Source organism: Pseudomonas halotolerans, from assembly GCF_039581215.1.
Classification (GTDB): Bacteria; Pseudomonadota; Gammaproteobacteria; order Pseudomonadales; family Pseudomonadaceae; genus Aquipseudomonas; species Aquipseudomonas tehranensis.
The window spans coordinates 423,667-439,359 of record NZ_JBCNTJ010000003.1; the positions used below are offsets into that span (position 1 = coordinate 423,667).

The 15,693-nt window shown below is 61.4% G+C and carries 16 protein-coding genes; 4 read left to right on the forward strand and 12 right to left on the reverse strand.

Going from position 1 to position 15,693, the window contains the following annotated elements:
- Nucleotides 1-284: 284 nt before the first annotated feature.
- The 6 genes from pepN to AAIS01_RS06580 are packed head-to-tail and all read right to left on the reverse strand — an operon-like array spanning nt 285 to nt 6,818.
- Nucleotides 285-2,942, reverse strand: a complete 2,658-nt coding sequence (pepN, locus tag AAIS01_RS06555; RefSeq protein ID WP_343468333.1) for an aminopeptidase N — start codon at nt 2,940-2,942, stop codon at nt 285-287.
- A gap of 13 nt (nt 2,943-2,955) precedes the next feature.
- A complete protein-coding gene (locus AAIS01_RS06560; RefSeq protein WP_343468334.1) occupies nt 2,956-3,786 on the reverse strand; it encodes a DUF2797 domain-containing protein in 831 nt (276 codons plus the stop codon).
- Entirely contained in the window at nt 3,783-4,043 is a 261-nt protein-coding gene (locus AAIS01_RS06565) for a YeaC family protein (RefSeq protein WP_092398554.1), read from the reverse strand. The genes AAIS01_RS06560 and AAIS01_RS06565 overlap by 4 nt, the downstream gene beginning before the upstream one ends.
- A gap of 44 nt (nt 4,044-4,087) precedes the next feature.
- A complete protein-coding gene (locus tag AAIS01_RS06570; protein ID WP_343468335.1) occupies nt 4,088-4,960 on the reverse strand; it encodes a rhomboid family intramembrane serine protease in 873 nt (290 codons plus the stop codon).
- Complete coding sequence (locus AAIS01_RS06575; RefSeq protein WP_343468366.1) at nt 4,957-5,931, reverse strand: metallophosphoesterase; 975 nt, start codon at nt 5,929-5,931, stop codon at nt 4,957-4,959. Before AAIS01_RS06575 ends, AAIS01_RS06570 begins: the two co-directional genes overlap by 4 nt.
- Entirely contained in the window at nt 5,928-6,818 is an 891-nt protein-coding gene (locus tag AAIS01_RS06580; protein ID WP_003202709.1) for an NAD(+) kinase, read from the reverse strand. The genes AAIS01_RS06575 and AAIS01_RS06580 overlap by 4 nt, the downstream gene beginning before the upstream one ends.
- Nucleotides 6,819-7,091: 273 nt before the next feature.
- Here AAIS01_RS06580 and AAIS01_RS06585 point away from each other — a divergent pair, with 273 nt between their 5' ends.
- On the forward strand, nt 7,092-8,057 hold the full coding sequence (locus tag AAIS01_RS06585) for a DUF1853 family protein (protein ID WP_343468336.1): 966 nt from the start codon (nt 7,092-7,094) through the stop codon (nt 8,055-8,057).
- 104 nt (nt 8,058-8,161) lie between these two features.
- Here AAIS01_RS06585 and AAIS01_RS06590 read toward each other — a convergent pair whose 3' ends face one another.
- Nucleotides 8,162-9,445, reverse strand: coding sequence for an arsenic transporter (locus AAIS01_RS06590; protein ID WP_343468337.1), 1,284 nt, complete (start codon nt 9,443-9,445; stop codon nt 8,162-8,164).
- 288 nt (nt 9,446-9,733) lie between these two features.
- Nucleotides 9,734-10,291, reverse strand: coding sequence for an NADPH-dependent FMN reductase (locus AAIS01_RS06595; RefSeq protein WP_343468338.1), 558 nt, complete (start codon nt 10,289-10,291; stop codon nt 9,734-9,736).
- A 184-nt stretch (nt 10,292-10,475) separates the two neighbouring features.
- On the opposite strand from AAIS01_RS06595, the gene AAIS01_RS06600 reads away from it, so the two are divergent.
- Nucleotides 10,476-10,709, forward strand: a complete 234-nt coding sequence (locus AAIS01_RS06600) for a hypothetical protein (RefSeq protein ID WP_343468339.1) — start codon at nt 10,476-10,478, stop codon at nt 10,707-10,709.
- 86 nt (nt 10,710-10,795) lie between these two features.
- On the forward strand, nt 10,796-11,689 hold the full coding sequence (locus AAIS01_RS06605; RefSeq protein WP_343468340.1) for a LysR substrate-binding domain-containing protein: 894 nt from the start codon (nt 10,796-10,798) through the stop codon (nt 11,687-11,689).
- On the opposite strand, the gene AAIS01_RS06610 is transcribed toward AAIS01_RS06605, so the two are convergent.
- The 4 genes from AAIS01_RS06610 to AAIS01_RS06625 form a co-directional block, all read right to left on the reverse strand.
- Nucleotides 11,655-12,269: a GNAT family N-acetyltransferase gene (locus tag AAIS01_RS06610; RefSeq protein ID WP_343468341.1), complete on the reverse strand. Its 615-nt coding sequence runs from the start codon at nt 12,267-12,269 to the stop codon at nt 11,655-11,657. The two genes, AAIS01_RS06605 and AAIS01_RS06610, sit on opposite strands and share 35 nt — an antisense overlap.
- Before the next feature lie 266 nt (nt 12,270-12,535).
- Nucleotides 12,536-13,297, reverse strand: coding sequence for a DNA polymerase III subunit epsilon (gene dnaQ, locus AAIS01_RS06615; RefSeq protein ID WP_343468342.1), 762 nt, complete (start codon nt 13,295-13,297; stop codon nt 12,536-12,538).
- A 231-nt stretch (nt 13,298-13,528) separates the two neighbouring features.
- Complete coding sequence (gene rnhA, locus AAIS01_RS06620; protein ID WP_058544565.1) at nt 13,529-13,981, reverse strand: ribonuclease HI; 453 nt, start codon at nt 13,979-13,981, stop codon at nt 13,529-13,531.
- A 90-nt stretch (nt 13,982-14,071) separates the two neighbouring features.
- A complete protein-coding gene (locus AAIS01_RS06625; protein WP_025213275.1) occupies nt 14,072-14,830 on the reverse strand; it encodes a class I SAM-dependent methyltransferase in 759 nt (252 codons plus the stop codon).
- A gap of 65 nt (nt 14,831-14,895) precedes the next feature.
- On the opposite strand from AAIS01_RS06625, the gene gloB reads away from it, so the two are divergent.
- Complete coding sequence (gene gloB, locus AAIS01_RS06630; protein WP_343468343.1) at nt 14,896-15,663, forward strand: hydroxyacylglutathione hydrolase; 768 nt, start codon at nt 14,896-14,898, stop codon at nt 15,661-15,663.
- Nucleotides 15,664-15,693 lie beyond the last annotated feature (30 nt).

Genomic DNA, 15,693 nt, shown 5'->3' on the forward strand with positions numbered 1-15,693 from the left:
AAGCTGACCTATCCTATCGGGCTTTGGAAAGGTCTGACAATCGACGCCACGTTATCTTTTGTTAACCGTAGGGGGTGCGGCTGGGGGTGAATGAAGGGGTATTCGGCAGGGTGATTGGAGCGCATTTCAAGGCCAGTTATGGTGGCGCCCCATTCGCGAGCAAGCCCGCTCCCACATTCGATGCGCGGTGAACACAAGTATTGCATCCGCCGAAGATCAAATGTGGGAGCGAGCTTGCTCGCGATGAAGGCACCGCGGTCTGGTGGCAGACCGCGGCATCAAGGTTACGCCAGGCTCTTGCTCACCACTTCAAACACATCGGCCGACAGCCCGCCGGACGCCAGGATGCGCTCCAGTTCGGCTTTCATCAGCGCCTGGCGGGCGCTGTCGTATTTGCGCCAGCGGGTCAGCGGCGCCAGTTGCCGTGCGGCGATCTGGGGGTTGAAGCCATTGAGCTGGATCACCAGGTCCGCCAGGAAGCGATAACCCGAACCGTCGGCAGCGTGGAAGTTGATCAGGTTCTGCCCGGCGAATGCGCCGACCAGCGCCCGTACCTTGTTCGGGTTCTTGATATTGAACGCAGGGTGCTCCATCAGCGCCTTGACCCGCGCCAACCCACCCGGCAGCGGGCTGCCGGCCTGGACGCTGAACCATTGGTCCATGACCAGCGGGTTGCCCTTGAAGTTTTCCGCGAACACTTCCAGGGCCTTGGCTTTCTCGGCTTCGAATGGGGAGTTGACCAGCACCGCCAGCGCCGTGAGACGCTCGGTCATGTTGTCGGCGGTGTCGAACTGCTCCAGGGTGGCACTGAGCACCTCGGGTTTGTCGGTGAGCATCAGGTACGACAGCGCGATGTTCTGCAAGGCGCGACGGGCGAAATGCTCGGCCTCGGCCACATACGGTGTGCGCTTGGACAGGTCGCGGTTGGCTTCATAACGCAGCCACAAGGCTTCGAACAGATTCTCCGCCAGTTGTTTGCGGGCAAACTCACGGGCGGCGTGGATCGCCTCCACGTCGGCCACTTCGCTGATTTCCGTCAGGTAAGCCTCGCCAGGCAGCGAGAGCATTTCCGCGACCATGGCTTGGTCCAGGGATTCGTCCGACAGTACGGTGCGCAACGCACTGACCAAACGCGGGTCCAGCACCAGCGTTTCACCTTTCTGATGCTGGGCGATCAGTTCCTGTAGCACTTGCACCGACAATTGCTGGCCGGCATCCCAGCGGTTGAAGCCGTCGCGGTCGTGCTGCATCAGGAACATCAACTGGTCGCGGCTGTACGGGAAGCTCAGCTTCACCGGCGCCGAGAAGCCACGCAGCAGCGATGGCAGGGGTTGTTCGGCGATATCGACAAAGGTGAACGTCTGCTCGGCTTCAGTCACCGAGATCACCCGGGAGGTACCCTGTGCCGCCGCTTCACCGGCCAGACGCAAAGGCATTTCAGCGCCCTTGCCGTCCAGCAACCCCAGCTCCACGGGAATCACGAAGGGCAGTTTTTCCATTTTGTCCGGGGTCGGTGGGCAGCTCTGACTGAAGGTCAGGCTGTAGGTCCGGGCCGCCGGGTCGTAGGACTCGCTGACCGCCAGCCGTGGCGTGCCGGCCTGGCTGTACCAGCGCTTGAACTGGCCCAGGTCGACGCCATTGGCATCCTCCATGGCCTTGATGAAGTCATCGCAGGTCACGGCCTGGCCGTCGTGGCGCTCGAAGTACAGGTCGCTGCCCTTGCGAAAGCCCTCGGCGCCCAGCAGGGTGTGAATCATGCCAACCACTTCCGAACCTTTTTCGTACACGGTCAGGGTGTAGAAGTTGGAAATCTCGATGAAGCTGTCCGGGCGCACCGGGTGGGCCATGGGACCGGCGTCTTCGGCAAACTGATGAGTGCGCAGGTACGCCACGTCCTGGATACGCTTGACCGTGGCCGAGTTCATGTCGGCCGAAAAACCGGCGTCGCGGAACACGGTGAAGCCTTCCTTGAGGGACAACTGGAACCAGTCACGGCACGTCACGCGGTTGCCCGACCAGTTATGGAAATACTCATGGGCAACGATCGCCTCGACCCGCTGGTGCGCCGCATCGGTGGCGGTCTCGGCGCGGGCCAGCACCGCGCTGGAATTGAAGATGTTCAGGCCCTTGTTTTCCATGGCGCCCATGTTGAAATCGTTGACCGCGACAATCATGAAGATGTCCAGGTCATACTCACGGCCATAGACCTCTTCATCCCAGCGCATCGACTTCTTGAGGCTGGTCATGGCGTGTTGGCACTTGTCGATGTTTTCCGGCTCGACATAGATGCGCAGCGCCACGGTGCGCTCGGTCATGGTGGTGAAGGTGTCTTCGACGCACCACAGATCACCGGCCACCAGGGCAAACAGGTAGGCAGGTTTCTTGAACGGGTCTTCCCAGGTCGCCCAGTGCCGGCCATCTTCGCCGGGACCGCTGGCGATCGGGTTGCCGTTGGACAGCAACACCGGATAGCTGTGCTGTTCAGCCACCACCGTGGTGGTGAACGTGCTCATCACATCCGGACGGTCGAGGTAATAGGTGATCTTGCGGAAACCCTCGGCCTCGCACTGGGTGCAGAACATGCTGCCGGACTTGTACAGGCCTTCCAGGGCGGTGTTGGTTTCCGGGTGGATCCTGACAGTGGTGTCCACCGTGAAGGCCGGGGCCTTGGGTTGCAGGGTCAGGTGGCTGCCGTCCAGTTGATAGTCCAGCGGATTCAGGTCGGTGTCATCGAGCTTGATCGAGAGCAGTTCCAGCTGCTGGCCATCGAGCACCAGGGGCGGCAGGCCGGCACCGCGCTCGGGGTTACGGCGCATCACCAGTTGCGCATGGACCAGGCTGTGGTCCTCGAACAACTCGAAGGTCAGGTGTGTCTCGTCGATCAGGTACTCGGGCGCCTGATAGTCCTTCAGGTAAATCATCTTCGGTTGTTCGGTGCGCATGGGTCGAGTCCTTCTACTGATGCACGGCGAGCTGATAAGCCGTGTATTTACGAATATTGATCACGCCAGTGTCGAAAATCAGGTATTGGCCCTTGATCCCCAGCAGCGTGCCTTCGGCAATCGGGTTCTTGTCCAGGTTGAAACTGACGATCTTGGCCGGGTACTGCTCCACCGGATAACGGATCTCGATGGGCTCGACGTCCGCTATGGTCTGGATCGCTTGCAGACCGAATCGTTCCTGCAAGCCTTGCAGACCTTCAGCGCAGCTCTCGAACAGCGAATCGCGGATCCGGGGCAGGTCCACCGCCACGGCATCGCCCTTGAGCAATGCGCGCCAGTTGGTCTTGTCCGCCACCTGACTGCGCAACAGGTCTTCGACAAAGCCTGATTGCTGGCGCGTGGCGACCCGCAGGATCGGCAGCGCCTGGCTGGCGCCCTGGTCCAGCCAGCGGGTCGGCAGCTGTGTGGCGCGGGTGATGCCGACCTTCACGCCCGAGGAATTGGCCAGGTACACCACATGATCGGTCATGCAGAACTGTTCGCCCCAGGCCGGATCACGGCAGGTGCCCGCCTCGAAGTGGCAGCGCTCCGGGCTCATGATGCACAGGTCGCATTGGGCCAGCTTGGTCATGCAGGGGTAGCAATAACCCTGGCTGAAGCTGGTCTTGGTCCGGCGTCCGCAATGGCTGCAGTGGATCGCGCCGAGAAACTCCAGGCGCAACGTGCTGCCGATCAACGGATTGACCGGCACCTCGGTATCGCCCAGGCGAAAGGCGTATTGAACGGTCGGCCCGTCAAGGCGGGCCGACATCTTGCTGATTGCACCGCGGCCAATCTCGATCAATGGATGGCATCCGACTTGAACAGGATGTTCGGCACTTGGGTGGCTTTGGACTGGCACTCTTGCGGGCCCATGTAGCCGGTGCGTTCCTCTTCGGGCAGGTTCTGGATCTCCCAGGCGATCATCGCCTGCAGCGACAATTCGCGCTGCTCGGCGGTGAGTTTGTTGCCATCGGCCCATTTCCCGATTTCCACCGCCAGTTTCAGGCTCTGATAGATATCGGGGGTGATGTTTTTGATCATTTCGTTGAACGAGGACATGGGTTCTCCGCGCAATCGCGCCTATTCAAATATTACAGCGCCCGTCAGGGGGCCACTTTACGACGAGCGAACAGCCCGCCCAATAACCCCGTGAAGCAACCGATGAGCAGCCCGCCGACGTGGGCCGCGTTGGCAATTTCGCCGAAGCCGATCAGCGAGATCAGCCCGGACAGGCACAGCACCAGCCACACCAGCATCATCACCAACACCCCGCGGGGTAAGTGATAGGCCGGGTTCGGCGCCAACAGTTGAAAGATCCAGCAATGCCCCAACAGGCCATAGAGCACGCCGGACAAGCCGCCGAACAAGGTCGGGCCACTGAACAAATATTGGGCGAAGTTGGACACGAGGCTGAACAGAAGTGTCAGCCCCAGCAGGTTGATGCCGCCCTGGCGCGCTTCGATCCGCCGCCCCAGTTCCCAATACCACATGCCATTCATGGCGATGTGCAGGAAACCGAAATGGATCAGCATCGGCGTCACCAGGCGCCACCACTGCCCCGCCGCCAGGCTGTCGGCCAGGGGCGTGAAATGGATATAGTCGCCGACGACGCGAAACTCCAGGAACGTCAGCCAGTGCAAGGTCTCGAGATTTTCCCCCAGCAACGTCACGGCGCCGACGATCAGGCTTAGCAGCAACACCAGGGCGGTGACCGGGCTGCGGGTCAGTTGCTCGACGAAACCAGGCCGTCGCGACGTGCTGCCAGTGGCGGGCAACGCCAACTGTTGCTCGGGATCGCCGCTCGGGAAGCGTGCGTACAACGAGCGCACGTCTTCGCTGACTTCATCCGGCACCCAGAGCACCTGCTCGCCCGCCTCTTCGCTTACCCGATGGGGCACCTGCATGCGCTGGAGCAATTTGACGAAGCCGCTCAAATCCTCGGCCAAGGGCAAGCGCAAGACCGCTACGACGCTCATCGCAACTCCTCCGGCCGCTCGACATCGACCCAGACAAATTTGTGCGGGTCCAGGCGGGTCTCTGCGTCGAGACGATAGGCCACCAGTTTTCCGTAAAGCACCGCGCTGTAATCCAGGCAGGCCAGGTTCGCGCGGATCGGCGCGGGTTTGCCGCTGCGCCAGTAATGACCGACGAACAGCAGTGGCTCATGAACGCCATAGCGCAGCAGGTTGTTCTTTTCATCCGGCGACAGCGGCGTGCGGGCCACCGGTTCGGGCAAGGCGTCGGGTTGGAACACGATGTCTCCATAGGTCTGCGGATCGTCTTCCCAGAACTTGGTGCGGAAAAACGAACGGGTCAGACCGTCACCCCCGGTGAGGGTCAGGCCATGGGGCAAGCGCATGTCGGTGCCACGCAGCAGGCGGTCGAACACCGTGCAGGCAAAACTGCCCGGCTCTGCCGAGGCCTGGAGGAAATGCTCGTCGATACAGCCGTCCGGGAACAGGCCTCGCAGGGGCTCGATCAGACCGTTGTCCCAGCAGGCATGCACCACCCGGAAGCGCTGGGCATCGACAAACAACGGCAACTCGTAAAACCATTTGAGAAAGTCATGCCAGTCACCCGGGTGCTGTTCGAACTGGGTCAGGGTTTCGTTGAGCAGGCGCGCATGGCGCGGGGTGTGTTCGCGCACGTAGCGCTGGCCGCTGCCTGGCAATGCCGGTGTGCTCCAGCCCAGGGCGTTGAACTCATGGTTGCCCATGATGCACAGCGCCTGGCCGGCCACCACCATGTCGTGGACGATGTGCAGGGCTTCGCGGATCCGCGGGCCACGGTCGATGATGTCCCCCAGGAACACCGCCATGCGCGACGGGTGCCGCCAGACGCCGCCCTGCTTGTGGTAACCGAGGCGGTCCAACAGGCGTTCCAGGGTCAGGGCGCATCCGTGCACGTCGCCGATCAGGTCGTAACTGCGCGCAGGATCGAGCATCAGTCGCCTCCACCCCCCAACCGACTGCCCCAGCCGAGCTTGGTCCGGCAGACTTCGTAGTAATTGTGATCCAGCGGGTGGATCAGGCGCAGCTTCTGCGCTTTTTTGCTGACGGTGATGGTGTCACCCGGCGCGCAGGTGAAATGGTTCTGGCCGTCACAGGACACTTGCGGGTAGATCTGCATATCCTTGGACACGACGATTTTCAGCTCACTGTTGCCATCGACCACAATGGGTCGCCCAGACAAGGTATGGGGGTACATGGGCACAATCACAATAGCGTCGAGCTTGGGATGCATGATCGGGCCACCGGCGGAAAGTGCATAGGCCGTGGAGCCGGTGGGCGTGGCGACGATCAGGCCGTCGGCCTTCTGGCTGCAGACGAACTGGCCGTCGATGTACAGCTCGAATTCGATCATGCGCGTGGACTTGCCCGGGTGCAGCACCACATCGTTGAGGGCATCGCCCTGGCCGATGGCCTCGGCGTGACGGCGCACCTCGGCTTGCAGGAGGAAGCGGTTCTCCACCAGATAGTGGCCATCCAGCACTTCGGCCACTTTGGTTTCCAGCTCGTCGGGGCGGATATCGGTCAGAAACCCCAGGCTGCCGCGGTTGATCCCCAGCACCGGAATGTTGTGGCGCGCCAGGGCTCGCGCGGCCCCCAGCAGGCTGCCATCGCCGCCCACCACGATCACCATGTCACAGACTTCGCCGAGCATCTTGCGCGACGACGTCTGCAGGCCGTGGCCGGGCAAGACTTCGGCGATGGTGTCTTCGAGGATCACATGCAGGTGCCGCTCCAGGAGGAAGCGTTTGAGTCGGCGAACGGTGTCCAACACCTGCGAACTGCCCAGGCGACCGATGATGCCGATATTACGAAATTGCTCCATGGGGCTCCTGCGAGGGTCTGCGTCGGGCGAAAAACCCGATTATGGGCGAAAGCGGCCCATAGACAAAATGCTTTAAGCCTTCACCATGAGGCAATGCCGTTCATTTAAGGTTTACCTGAATCACTGTGGCGAGGGCGCTTGCTCCCGCTCGGTTGCGCAGCAGCCGCTCCAAGGGGGCCTGCTTCGCAGTCCAGCGGGAGCAAGCTCCCTCGCCACGGCTCTTTACTTTCCTGAAATGAACAGCATTGGCGGCATAGCGGCTATGCTCGCAAAATGATCCTGTTTCCAGAATTGCTCGACTTGCCCCGCCGTCTGCGCCATCCCGAGGTGCGCGACCTGGCGTGGGCGATCCTGGCCCCGCCGATGCTCATCGACACGCCTTGGCCCCAACGCCACCCCCTGACCGGCAGTGACTGGGTGCATCAGCCTCACCGGTTCGAACACTGGCTGCAGCAACTGGACCGCGACAGCTATCCCCTGCTGCATTGCCTGTCCCAGGGCCGGACCCGGCGCCTGGGCCTGTACTACGAAAGGCTGTGGCAGTTTGCGGTGCAACACGCACCGGGCATCGAGCTGGTCGCCGCGAACCTGCCGATCCGGCATCAGGGCCATACTCTGGGCGAGTTGGACCTGCTGCTGCGCGACGACGAAGGCATCCATCACCTGGAACTGGCCATCAAGCTTTACCTCGGCCCTCAAGACGGTAACGGGCAAGATGCGGCGCAGTGGCTCGGCCCGGGCAGCCATGACCGGCTCGACCGAAAATTGGCCCATCTACGCGAACACCAATTACCGATCTCGGCGCGCCCGGAAAGCCGTGACGCCCTGGCAGCGCTGGGCATTGACGCCTCGGGCATCGAGTCGTTTCGTTCCGAGCTCTGGCTGGGTGGCTACCTGCTTTACCCGTGGCCCGGCCATGCCGAAGCGCCAGCCGGTGCACACCCCAGGCATTTGCGCGGCAGTTGGCTGCATCAGTGCGACTGGGCGGCGTTCGTCGCGCAACGCCCACCGGGGCGCTGGCAACCCCTCCCCCGCGCGGCCTGGCTGGCCCCGGCGCATTACCCAGCGGACCAGACCTGGAGCACCGAGCAACTGGACGCCTGGCGACTGGCCCTGGACCCCATGGCGCCGGCGCAACTGATGGTGCGCCTCACGGAAAACACCAAGGGTGAATGGGAAGAGGCCGAGCGGCTGTTCCTGGTGGCGGACCGTTGGCCGGATGTGCCGGGCAATGGTTGATTTTGACGGTGTCTGGACGGTCGCCTTCGCGAGCAAGCCCGCTCCCACATTTGGAACGCATTCCCCTGTGGGAGCGGGCTTGCTCGCGAAGAAGCCACCGCGGTTTAGAACGACAACCGCACCGCCAGCGCCGCCAACGTCACCAGCAACACCGGCACCGTCAGCACAATCCCGACCTTGAAGTAATACCCCCAACCGATGCGGATATCCTTGCGCGCCAGCACATGCAACCACAGCAGGGTTGCCAGACTGCCGATTGGGGTGATTTTCGGACCCAGGTCACTGCCAATGACGTTGGCGTAGATCATCGCCTCCTTCACCACACCGGTGGCCTGGCTGGCGTCGATGGACAACGCACCGATCAGCACCGTCGGCAGGTTGTTCATCACCGACGAGAGCAATGCCGTCAACAGCCCGGTGCCCATGGCCGCGCCCCACACGCCGTAGGCGGCGAAGCCGTCAAGCCACTGGGCCAGATAGCCGGTCAGCCCGGCATTGCGCAGGCCATAGACCACCAGGTACATGCCCAGGGAGAAAATCACAATCTGCCACGGCGCTTCTTTCATCACCCTACGGGTGGAAATCTTGTGACCGTACGCCGCAACGGCCAGCAACAACGCCGCGCAAACGGCGGAAATCGCGCTGATGGGAATCCCTAAGGGCTCAAGGGCAAAGCAGCCCAGCAACAGGATCGCCAACACCGCCCAACCGGCATAAAAAGTTGCCTTGTCGTGGATCGCACTCGCCGGATCATCCAGTTGATGCGGATCGTAATCACGCGGGATGTCACGCCGGAAAAACCACAGCAATATCCCCAGGCTGGCCGCGACGCTGACCAGGTTCACCGGCACCATGACCGCCGCGTAACGGTTGAAACCAATGCCGAAGAAGTCGGCCGAAACGATGTTCACCAGGTTCGACACCACCAACGGCAAACTCGCCGTGTCGGCAATGAAACCGGCCCCCATCACGAACGCCAGGGTCGCCGCCGGAGAAAAACGCAGCGCCAGCAGCATCGAAATCACAATCGGCGTCAGGATCAGCGCCGCGCCGTCATTGGCGAACAGCGCCGACACCAGCGCGCCGAGCAACACCATGAAGGCAAACAGCTTGCGCCCACTGCCCCGCCCCCATCGGGCCACATGCAGCGCTGCCCAGGCAAAGAACCCGGCCTCGTCCAGCAACAGGCTGATGATGATCAGTGCGATAAACGTACCGGTGGCGTTCCAGATGATCTGCCACACCAGCGCAATATCACCTACCTGCACCACCCCGCTCAACAAGGCCAGTACCGCACCGAGCGTCGCGCTCCAACCGACGCCAAGCCCCTTGGGTTGCCAAATCACCAGCGTAATGGTCAGCAGGAAAATCAACGACGCGAGGAGCATGCGCAACAGCCTTGAAAGAAGGGGTTAACCGGAAGAAATCGGCAGCAGGCGCTGCCCAAGCCATTGAAGACTTCGATGGGGTTGGGGCCTGCTGAGCGAGGGCAACGATAGGGAACTTCGAATATCCAGTAAAGCTCGGCGTGAAGTAAACGGACACTGACTGAACCCGCCCCTGTGGCGAGGGAGCTTGCTCCCGCTGGACTGCGCAGCAGGCCCCTTTGGGCGGTCGCTGCGCAACCGAGCGGGAGCAAGCTCCCTCGCCACCGGGTCTATCTGAAATCCCAGGTATCAGGCCTTTTTATGCTGCTCGACCCACTTGCCATAGGCATCGATGAATTTCTGCAAGAACGGCCTCACCGACTCAGACAGTTCGCCCTGCTCGTCGAACGCGCTCCCCGCGCCAGCCAGATAAGCCTCCGGTTGCTGCATGCAAGGCACATCGAGGAAGACCAGGGACTGGCGCAAATGATGGTTGGCGCCAAAACCACCCATGGCGCCCGGCGACGCGCTGATTACCGCACCCGGTTTGCCGCTCAGGCAACTCTTGCCGTAAGGCCGCGAACCGACGTCGATGGCATTTTTCATCGGGGCCGGCACCGAGCGGTTGTATTCCGGGGTGACAAACAGCAATGCGTCGGCCGCACCCACCTGCTGACGGAAAGTGCTGTAGGCTGCCGGGGGTGTGACATCGATATCCTCGTTGTAGAGCGGCAGCTCGCCAATCTCGATGATGTCCAGTTTCAGGTTGGCTGGCGCCAGATCCGCCAGGGCCAGGGCCAGCTTGCGGTTGATCGAAGCCTTGCGCAGGCTCCCCACTAAAACGGCCACGGTATAGACATTACTCATTGGAAACTTCTCGACTAGGGCTCAATGGAGCCACTATTTATAGATGATCGGGCGGACAATTGGACCAGCGGAGAGCCGAAAACCTTTCCATTGGACTATTTTTTTCATGTAGGAAAACTTACCGCGCTTGAGCAAGGTCTACAGAACCGCAAATCGAGTGATTTATTTCCAGAGGTTCTAAGCAATGGCAGCAGTACTTGTCGGACAATTTCATGCGCGGGACGCCGAAGGGCGTGTCTATTCAGTGCATGAATTCCAGGAATCGACCCCGTCCCACGACGGTAACGGCAAGGAGCCTGTCACTACCTATAAGCTGGCCATCGGTGACCGCGTCAATAAAGTCGACGATGAGCGGTTTGTGCTGGTGCAGTCAGGCATCGAACTGACACGCGAACCCGAAACGCAAATAGCGTCATAACCAGATGTTATGAGCAGAAGTGAGGCCCGGACTTGGGTTAGGATTCAGCCACTCAATGGCTCCCCCGCCCAACATGGACTTTTTGCATGCGTTTACGCCACATCGAAGTGATCCAGGCGCTGTTGCAGACTGGCCATCTCGGCACCGCGGCCGAATGGCTGCAATTGCCGGTGGTTGAGGTCGAGGCGATTCTGCGCGACGCCGAAGCGCAATTGGGCTTCATGTTGTTTGCCAGTGTGCGCGGGCGCTTGCAGGCCACTCGCGAAGCCCTTGAGTTGCGCGACGGTATCACGCGCGTGTATGACACCCTTGAACCCGTGCAGCGACTGGCCAGCAGCCTGAAACACTATCAGGCACCGCCCCTGCGCATCATTTGCACGCCTCCCCTGGCCCAGCAGTTACTGCCCCAGAGTATCGCCGCCCTGCGTCGACGCCATCCGGACGCCCCATGCACCCTGCTCAGCCAACCGAGCCGAGACATTATCCAAAGCCTGCTGCTACGCGACAGTGACCTGGGCCTGAGCTTGCACGACCCCGAACACCCCGACATCCAGTGCCAGATGATCGCCCAGGGCAAACTGCAATTGCTGGCGCCCCACGGCTGGCTGCAACCGCGGCAAAAATACATTTCGGTTCAGGATCTGGCGGGTCAATCGTTGGTGGGCCTGGATGGGCATGATCCGCTGAGCCCGGTATTCGACCACAAACTGGCGGCGCTACGCCCCGCGCCGGTGATCCAGATCCGCGTACAGACCCATCAGATGATGCGCGCCATGGTCGAGGCCGGTGAAGGGCTTGCCATCGTCGATCCGTTCACGGCCTCAGGCGCCAGGGACGGCGGGCTGGACGTCTGCCCGGTGTCGCCCGCCATTGCGGTCTGTCTCTATGCCTTGCGCCTCAAAGGCACGGCGCCATCTGCCGCCATTGAATCGTTGCTGGGGTTGATTACGGAACAAGCCGAGGCGTTGCTGAGCCACTGATTGACATCCCCAGCGGATCATCGAATAGCCGGTACCAGAACAACGCGACTTCGGCCGTATGCCGGTCAATGCCGCGATAGCGCAAGTGATCGATACCGCCCAGCACATAGCCGCAACGCTCATAGAGCCGGCAAGCCCCCAGGTTGTTGTTTTGGGTTTCGAGCATGATCCCCGGCAGTTTTTTCTTGCGGCTCCAGAAGTGCGCAACATCAAGCAGAGCCTTGGCCACGCCGTGGCGGCGGGCCGGGGCGTGCACGGCGAGCTCATCGATGTGGGCAAAGCCATTCCAGTTGGTGCTCACCACCAGATGCCCTACCGGTTGGTCATCGAGATAAGCCATGAAGATCTCGCTGTCCGGCGCATCGCGGAAGCTGCTGAATTCCTCAGGATCGATGCCATAGCATTTGCGATAAGGGGCAATCGGCGTCACGGGCCATTGACTCACCGACCGACCCACCTGCGCCGCCCCATAGGCGCTGACCTCGAAACTGAAGTCGCTGCCCCAGATGTAGGCTGCAAAACCATCATCGACGACGCGCACCGACAGGCCGGGGTGCTTGGGATTCATGACCGGCTGCATGCTGGGGAAGGTCCTCATTCCTTGAAGCAACCAACGGCACTCTGCCATCCATTGCCCTTGTCTCTCGAAACTTCATACATCAAGCGGGTATCCGTAGCCTGCCTGTTACCTCAGGTTAGAAGGTACTGGCGATTGTGGCGAGAAATGAATGATGGTGGGCGATAGCTTTTGTGGGAGCGGGCTTGCTCGCGAAAGCGGCGGGTCAACTTGCATATGCACCGACAGTATCGCCGCCTTCGCGAGCAAGCCCGCTCCTACAAGGGGCATCAGTTCGCCGCGGCCTGGGATTCGGCCAATTGCGTCCACAATGCCGGAGCACCGGCGGACTTGGCGATGGCTTCCAGACGTGCGGCGTGTTCGGCCAGGTCATTTTCGCTGGCCCGAATGATCCGGCTTGGGGTGCGGTCAGCGGGCAGGCGACGAATTTCCGTGGCCTGGTTACCCGAACCTTCACCCGTGCCATTGCCATCGGAGGCGTTGCCCGCCAGGGACAGGCTGGTCTGCCCGCCCGTCATGGTCAGGTAGACGTCGGCAAGGATCTCCGAGTCGAGCAAGGCGCCATGCAGTTCACGGCCGGAGTTGTCGACCCCGTAGCGCTTGCACAAGGCATCGAGGCTGTTGCGCTGCCCTGGGTGCCGCTCCCGAGCCATCATCAGGGTATCGAGGATGGTGCAATGCCGGGTGATATCGGCCCGGTCGTGCTGGCCCATCAGGGCAAATTCGTTGTTGATGAAACCAACGTCGAACGCCGCGTTATGGATGATCAGTTGCGCACCCTGGATGAACTCGAAGAATTCATCGGCCACTTCGGCGAAGCGCGGCTTGCCCACCAGGAACTCGTTGGTGATGCCGTGGACGCCGATGGCGCCTTCATCACTTTCGCGGTCCGGTTGCAGGTAAACGTGGAAATGGCGACCGGTCAGACGCCGGCCGATCAGTTCGACACAGCCGATTTCGATAATCCGGTGACCATCGGTCACCGGCATGCCGGTGGTTTCGGTATCCAGTACAACAGATCTGTTGGCCATCAGTGCTCAGCTCTCAACGGGCATGCTTGCAAAAACGCGGATGTTAACACGCCCCGAGGGAGTTGCTGGCCGCAGCTTTGTGGCGAGGGGATTTATCCCCGCTGGGGCGCGAAGCGACCCCGTGCAATCTTCCTGACACACCGTGGTGTCTGGCTTTAGGGCTGCTTCGCAGCCCAGCGGGGATAAATCCCCTCGCCACAAAGTGTGCATGCCCAACTTAACGGGGTTGCATCAAGCCTGCTTGTACCCCCGCACCTCATCCACCCCACGGTTGGCCAACTGGTCGGCCCGTTCGTTACCGTGATGGCCGATGTGGCCGCGCACCCATTTCCAGGTGACGTTGTGGCGGTTGACCTGCTCGTCGAGCAACTTCCACAGATCGGCGTTCTTCACCGGTTCTTTCGCTGCGGTTTTCCAGCCGCGCTTCTTCCAGTTGGCCATCCACTCATTGATGCCTTTCATCACATACTGCGAGTCGGTCACCAGCAATACGTCGCAAGGCCGCTTGAGCTCCTCCAGGCCCCGAATGGCACCCATCAGCTCCATGCGGTTGTTGGTGGTATTGGTTTCACCGCCCCAGAGTTCCTTCTCGACACCCTTGCAGACCAGCAGCGCCCCCCAGCCACCCGGGCCGGGATTGCCCTTGCAGGCGCCGTCAGTGAAGAGTTCTACGCTATCGCTCATGCCAATCCATCCAGAAAAAATGCAAAGGCCTGCCGGGCGGGAACGACAATACCCGCAACCGAAATGCCGGCCAGACCATCAGAAAAAGGGTTACGGCTCGATGTGGCGACGATTGACCTTGGCCATCGGCAAGGGAATCAGCTTGCCCATCGGCTCGCGTCGCGCCTGACGCACCGGGCGCAGGCCGACGGCAATCTTGCGCGCCACCAATAGATAGAAGCCGCCGCCAGACAGCTGCCAGTCACCGGCCTTGCGCTCCCAGCCGGCCAGACGGGCCTGCCACTTGGGCGACGCAAGCGGCGGACGATAGCATCCGAAGCGGCGTTTCTCCAGCGCGAAGCCCAGCAGGTTGAGCCAGTCACCGACCCTTGACGCCGAGATGCAGCGGGCCTGACGCAAAGCATCATGAGCAAAAACGTGGCGCAAACCCCAACTGCTCCAGGGATTGATGCCAATGATCAACAGATGCCCGCCAGGGCGCACGCTGCTGGCCGCCTCGCGAAGCAATCCGTGGGGGGACAGGCAGAAATCCAGGCCGTGCTGCATCACCACCACATCGGCGGCATGCTCGCTCAACGGCCAGGCCTGCTCTTCACAGACAATCTCCACGCCGGGCAAGGGCGCGCCCAGGCGGACATTGCGCTGGACCTGCGGCGCCGACGGCGGTGTCTGCGCCGAAGGCCCGTAGTGCACCAGATAGCCACCAAAGAACCGGCCCAGCTCGTCTTCGAGCATGCGCCGCTCCTCTTCCAGCAAAAATTGCCCGACAGGGCCGGACAGCCACTCACGGGCGGCGCTGATCAACGCAAGCCAGTCGGGATCAGCCTGAGCGAACGCTTCATCGGTCATTGCATTCTCCAACGCGTCAGGAAGTTCTAAGATGCGCCTTTGTTTTCTGCTTGGCGAATTCCTCGATGATACAGATCAGTGCCCTGCCCGCGTTCACCGATAACTACATCTGGTTGTTACAGGACCACGCCACTCAACGCTGCGTCGTCGTCGACCCCGGCGACGCGACGCCGGTGCAGGCCTGGCTCGACGCCCATCCAGGCTGGGTCCTGAGCGACATCCTGATCACCCACCATCATCACGACCATGTCGGCGGCGTCCAGGCACTGAAAAATGCGACACACGCCACCGTCTACGGCCCGGCCAGTGAAAACATCCCGGCGCGGGACGTGGCGCTGCAAGACAACGACCAACTCAGCGTGCTCGGCTGGGACTTCGATGTCTACGCCGTACCCGGCCACACCCTGGGCCATATCGCGTATTACCATCATGGCCTGTTGTTCTGTGGCGACACCCTGTTTGCCGCCGGTTGTGGCCGGCTCTTCGAAGGCACGCCTGCACAAATGCACCAGTCCCTCAGCCGCCTTGCCTCCCTGCCCGAGGATACGCTGGTCTACTGCACCCATGAATACACCCTCAGCAATCTTAAGTTCGCCGCAGCGGTTGAGCCGGGCAACCCGGACATTGCCGCTCGCCTGGAAAAAGTCAGCCAGCAACGCAACGCCGGCGTGATGACCCTGCCTTCGACCCTGGCACTTGAAAAGCTCACCAATCCGTTCCTGCGGACCGCTGAAACATCCGTTAAACAAAAAGCAGACGAACGGAATGGCCAGCGTAACGAGACGCCAAGTGAGGTTTTTGCGGCCTTGAGGGCGTGGAAAGATAAGTTCTAAGACCGTGGGCGATTGATACAAAAATTCTGA

What these genes read in the sequence shown, in the direction of transcription:
- pepN (WP_343468333.1), bottom strand. Translation starts at nt 2,942, where the DNA reads ATGCGCACCGAACAACCGAAGATGATTTACCTGAAGGACTATCAGGCG.
- AAIS01_RS06565 (WP_092398554.1), bottom strand. Translation starts at nt 4,043, where the DNA reads ATGTCCTCGTTCAACGAAATGATCAAAAACATCACCCCCGATATCTAT.
- AAIS01_RS06570 (WP_343468335.1), bottom strand. Translation starts at nt 4,960, where the DNA reads ATGAGCGTCGTAGCGGTCTTGCGCTTGCCCTTGGCCGAGGATTTGAGC.
- AAIS01_RS06580 (WP_003202709.1), bottom strand. Translation starts at nt 6,818, where the DNA reads ATGGAGCAATTTCGTAATATCGGCATCATCGGTCGCCTGGGCAGTTCG.
- AAIS01_RS06585 (WP_343468336.1), top strand. Translation starts at nt 7,092, where the DNA reads ATGATCCTGTTTCCAGAATTGCTCGACTTGCCCCGCCGTCTGCGCCAT.
- AAIS01_RS06590 (WP_343468337.1), bottom strand. Translation starts at nt 9,445, where the DNA reads ATGCTCCTCGCGTCGTTGATTTTCCTGCTGACCATTACGCTGGTGATT.
- AAIS01_RS06595 (WP_343468338.1), bottom strand. Translation starts at nt 10,291, where the DNA reads ATGAGTAATGTCTATACCGTGGCCGTTTTAGTGGGGAGCCTGCGCAAG.
- AAIS01_RS06600 (WP_343468339.1), top strand. Translation starts at nt 10,476, where the DNA reads ATGGCAGCAGTACTTGTCGGACAATTTCATGCGCGGGACGCCGAAGGG.
- AAIS01_RS06605 (WP_343468340.1), top strand. Translation starts at nt 10,796, where the DNA reads ATGCGTTTACGCCACATCGAAGTGATCCAGGCGCTGTTGCAGACTGGC.
- AAIS01_RS06610 (WP_343468341.1), bottom strand. Translation starts at nt 12,269, where the DNA reads ATGCAGCCGGTCATGAATCCCAAGCACCCCGGCCTGTCGGTGCGCGTC.
- dnaQ (WP_343468342.1), bottom strand. Translation starts at nt 13,297, where the DNA reads ATGGCCAACAGATCTGTTGTACTGGATACCGAAACCACCGGCATGCCG.
- rnhA (WP_058544565.1), bottom strand. Translation starts at nt 13,981, where the DNA reads ATGAGCGATAGCGTAGAACTCTTCACTGACGGCGCCTGCAAGGGCAAT.
- AAIS01_RS06625 (WP_025213275.1), bottom strand. Translation starts at nt 14,830, where the DNA reads ATGACCGATGAAGCGTTCGCTCAGGCTGATCCCGACTGGCTTGCGTTG.
- gloB (WP_343468343.1), top strand. Translation starts at nt 14,896, where the DNA reads ATGATACAGATCAGTGCCCTGCCCGCGTTCACCGATAACTACATCTGG.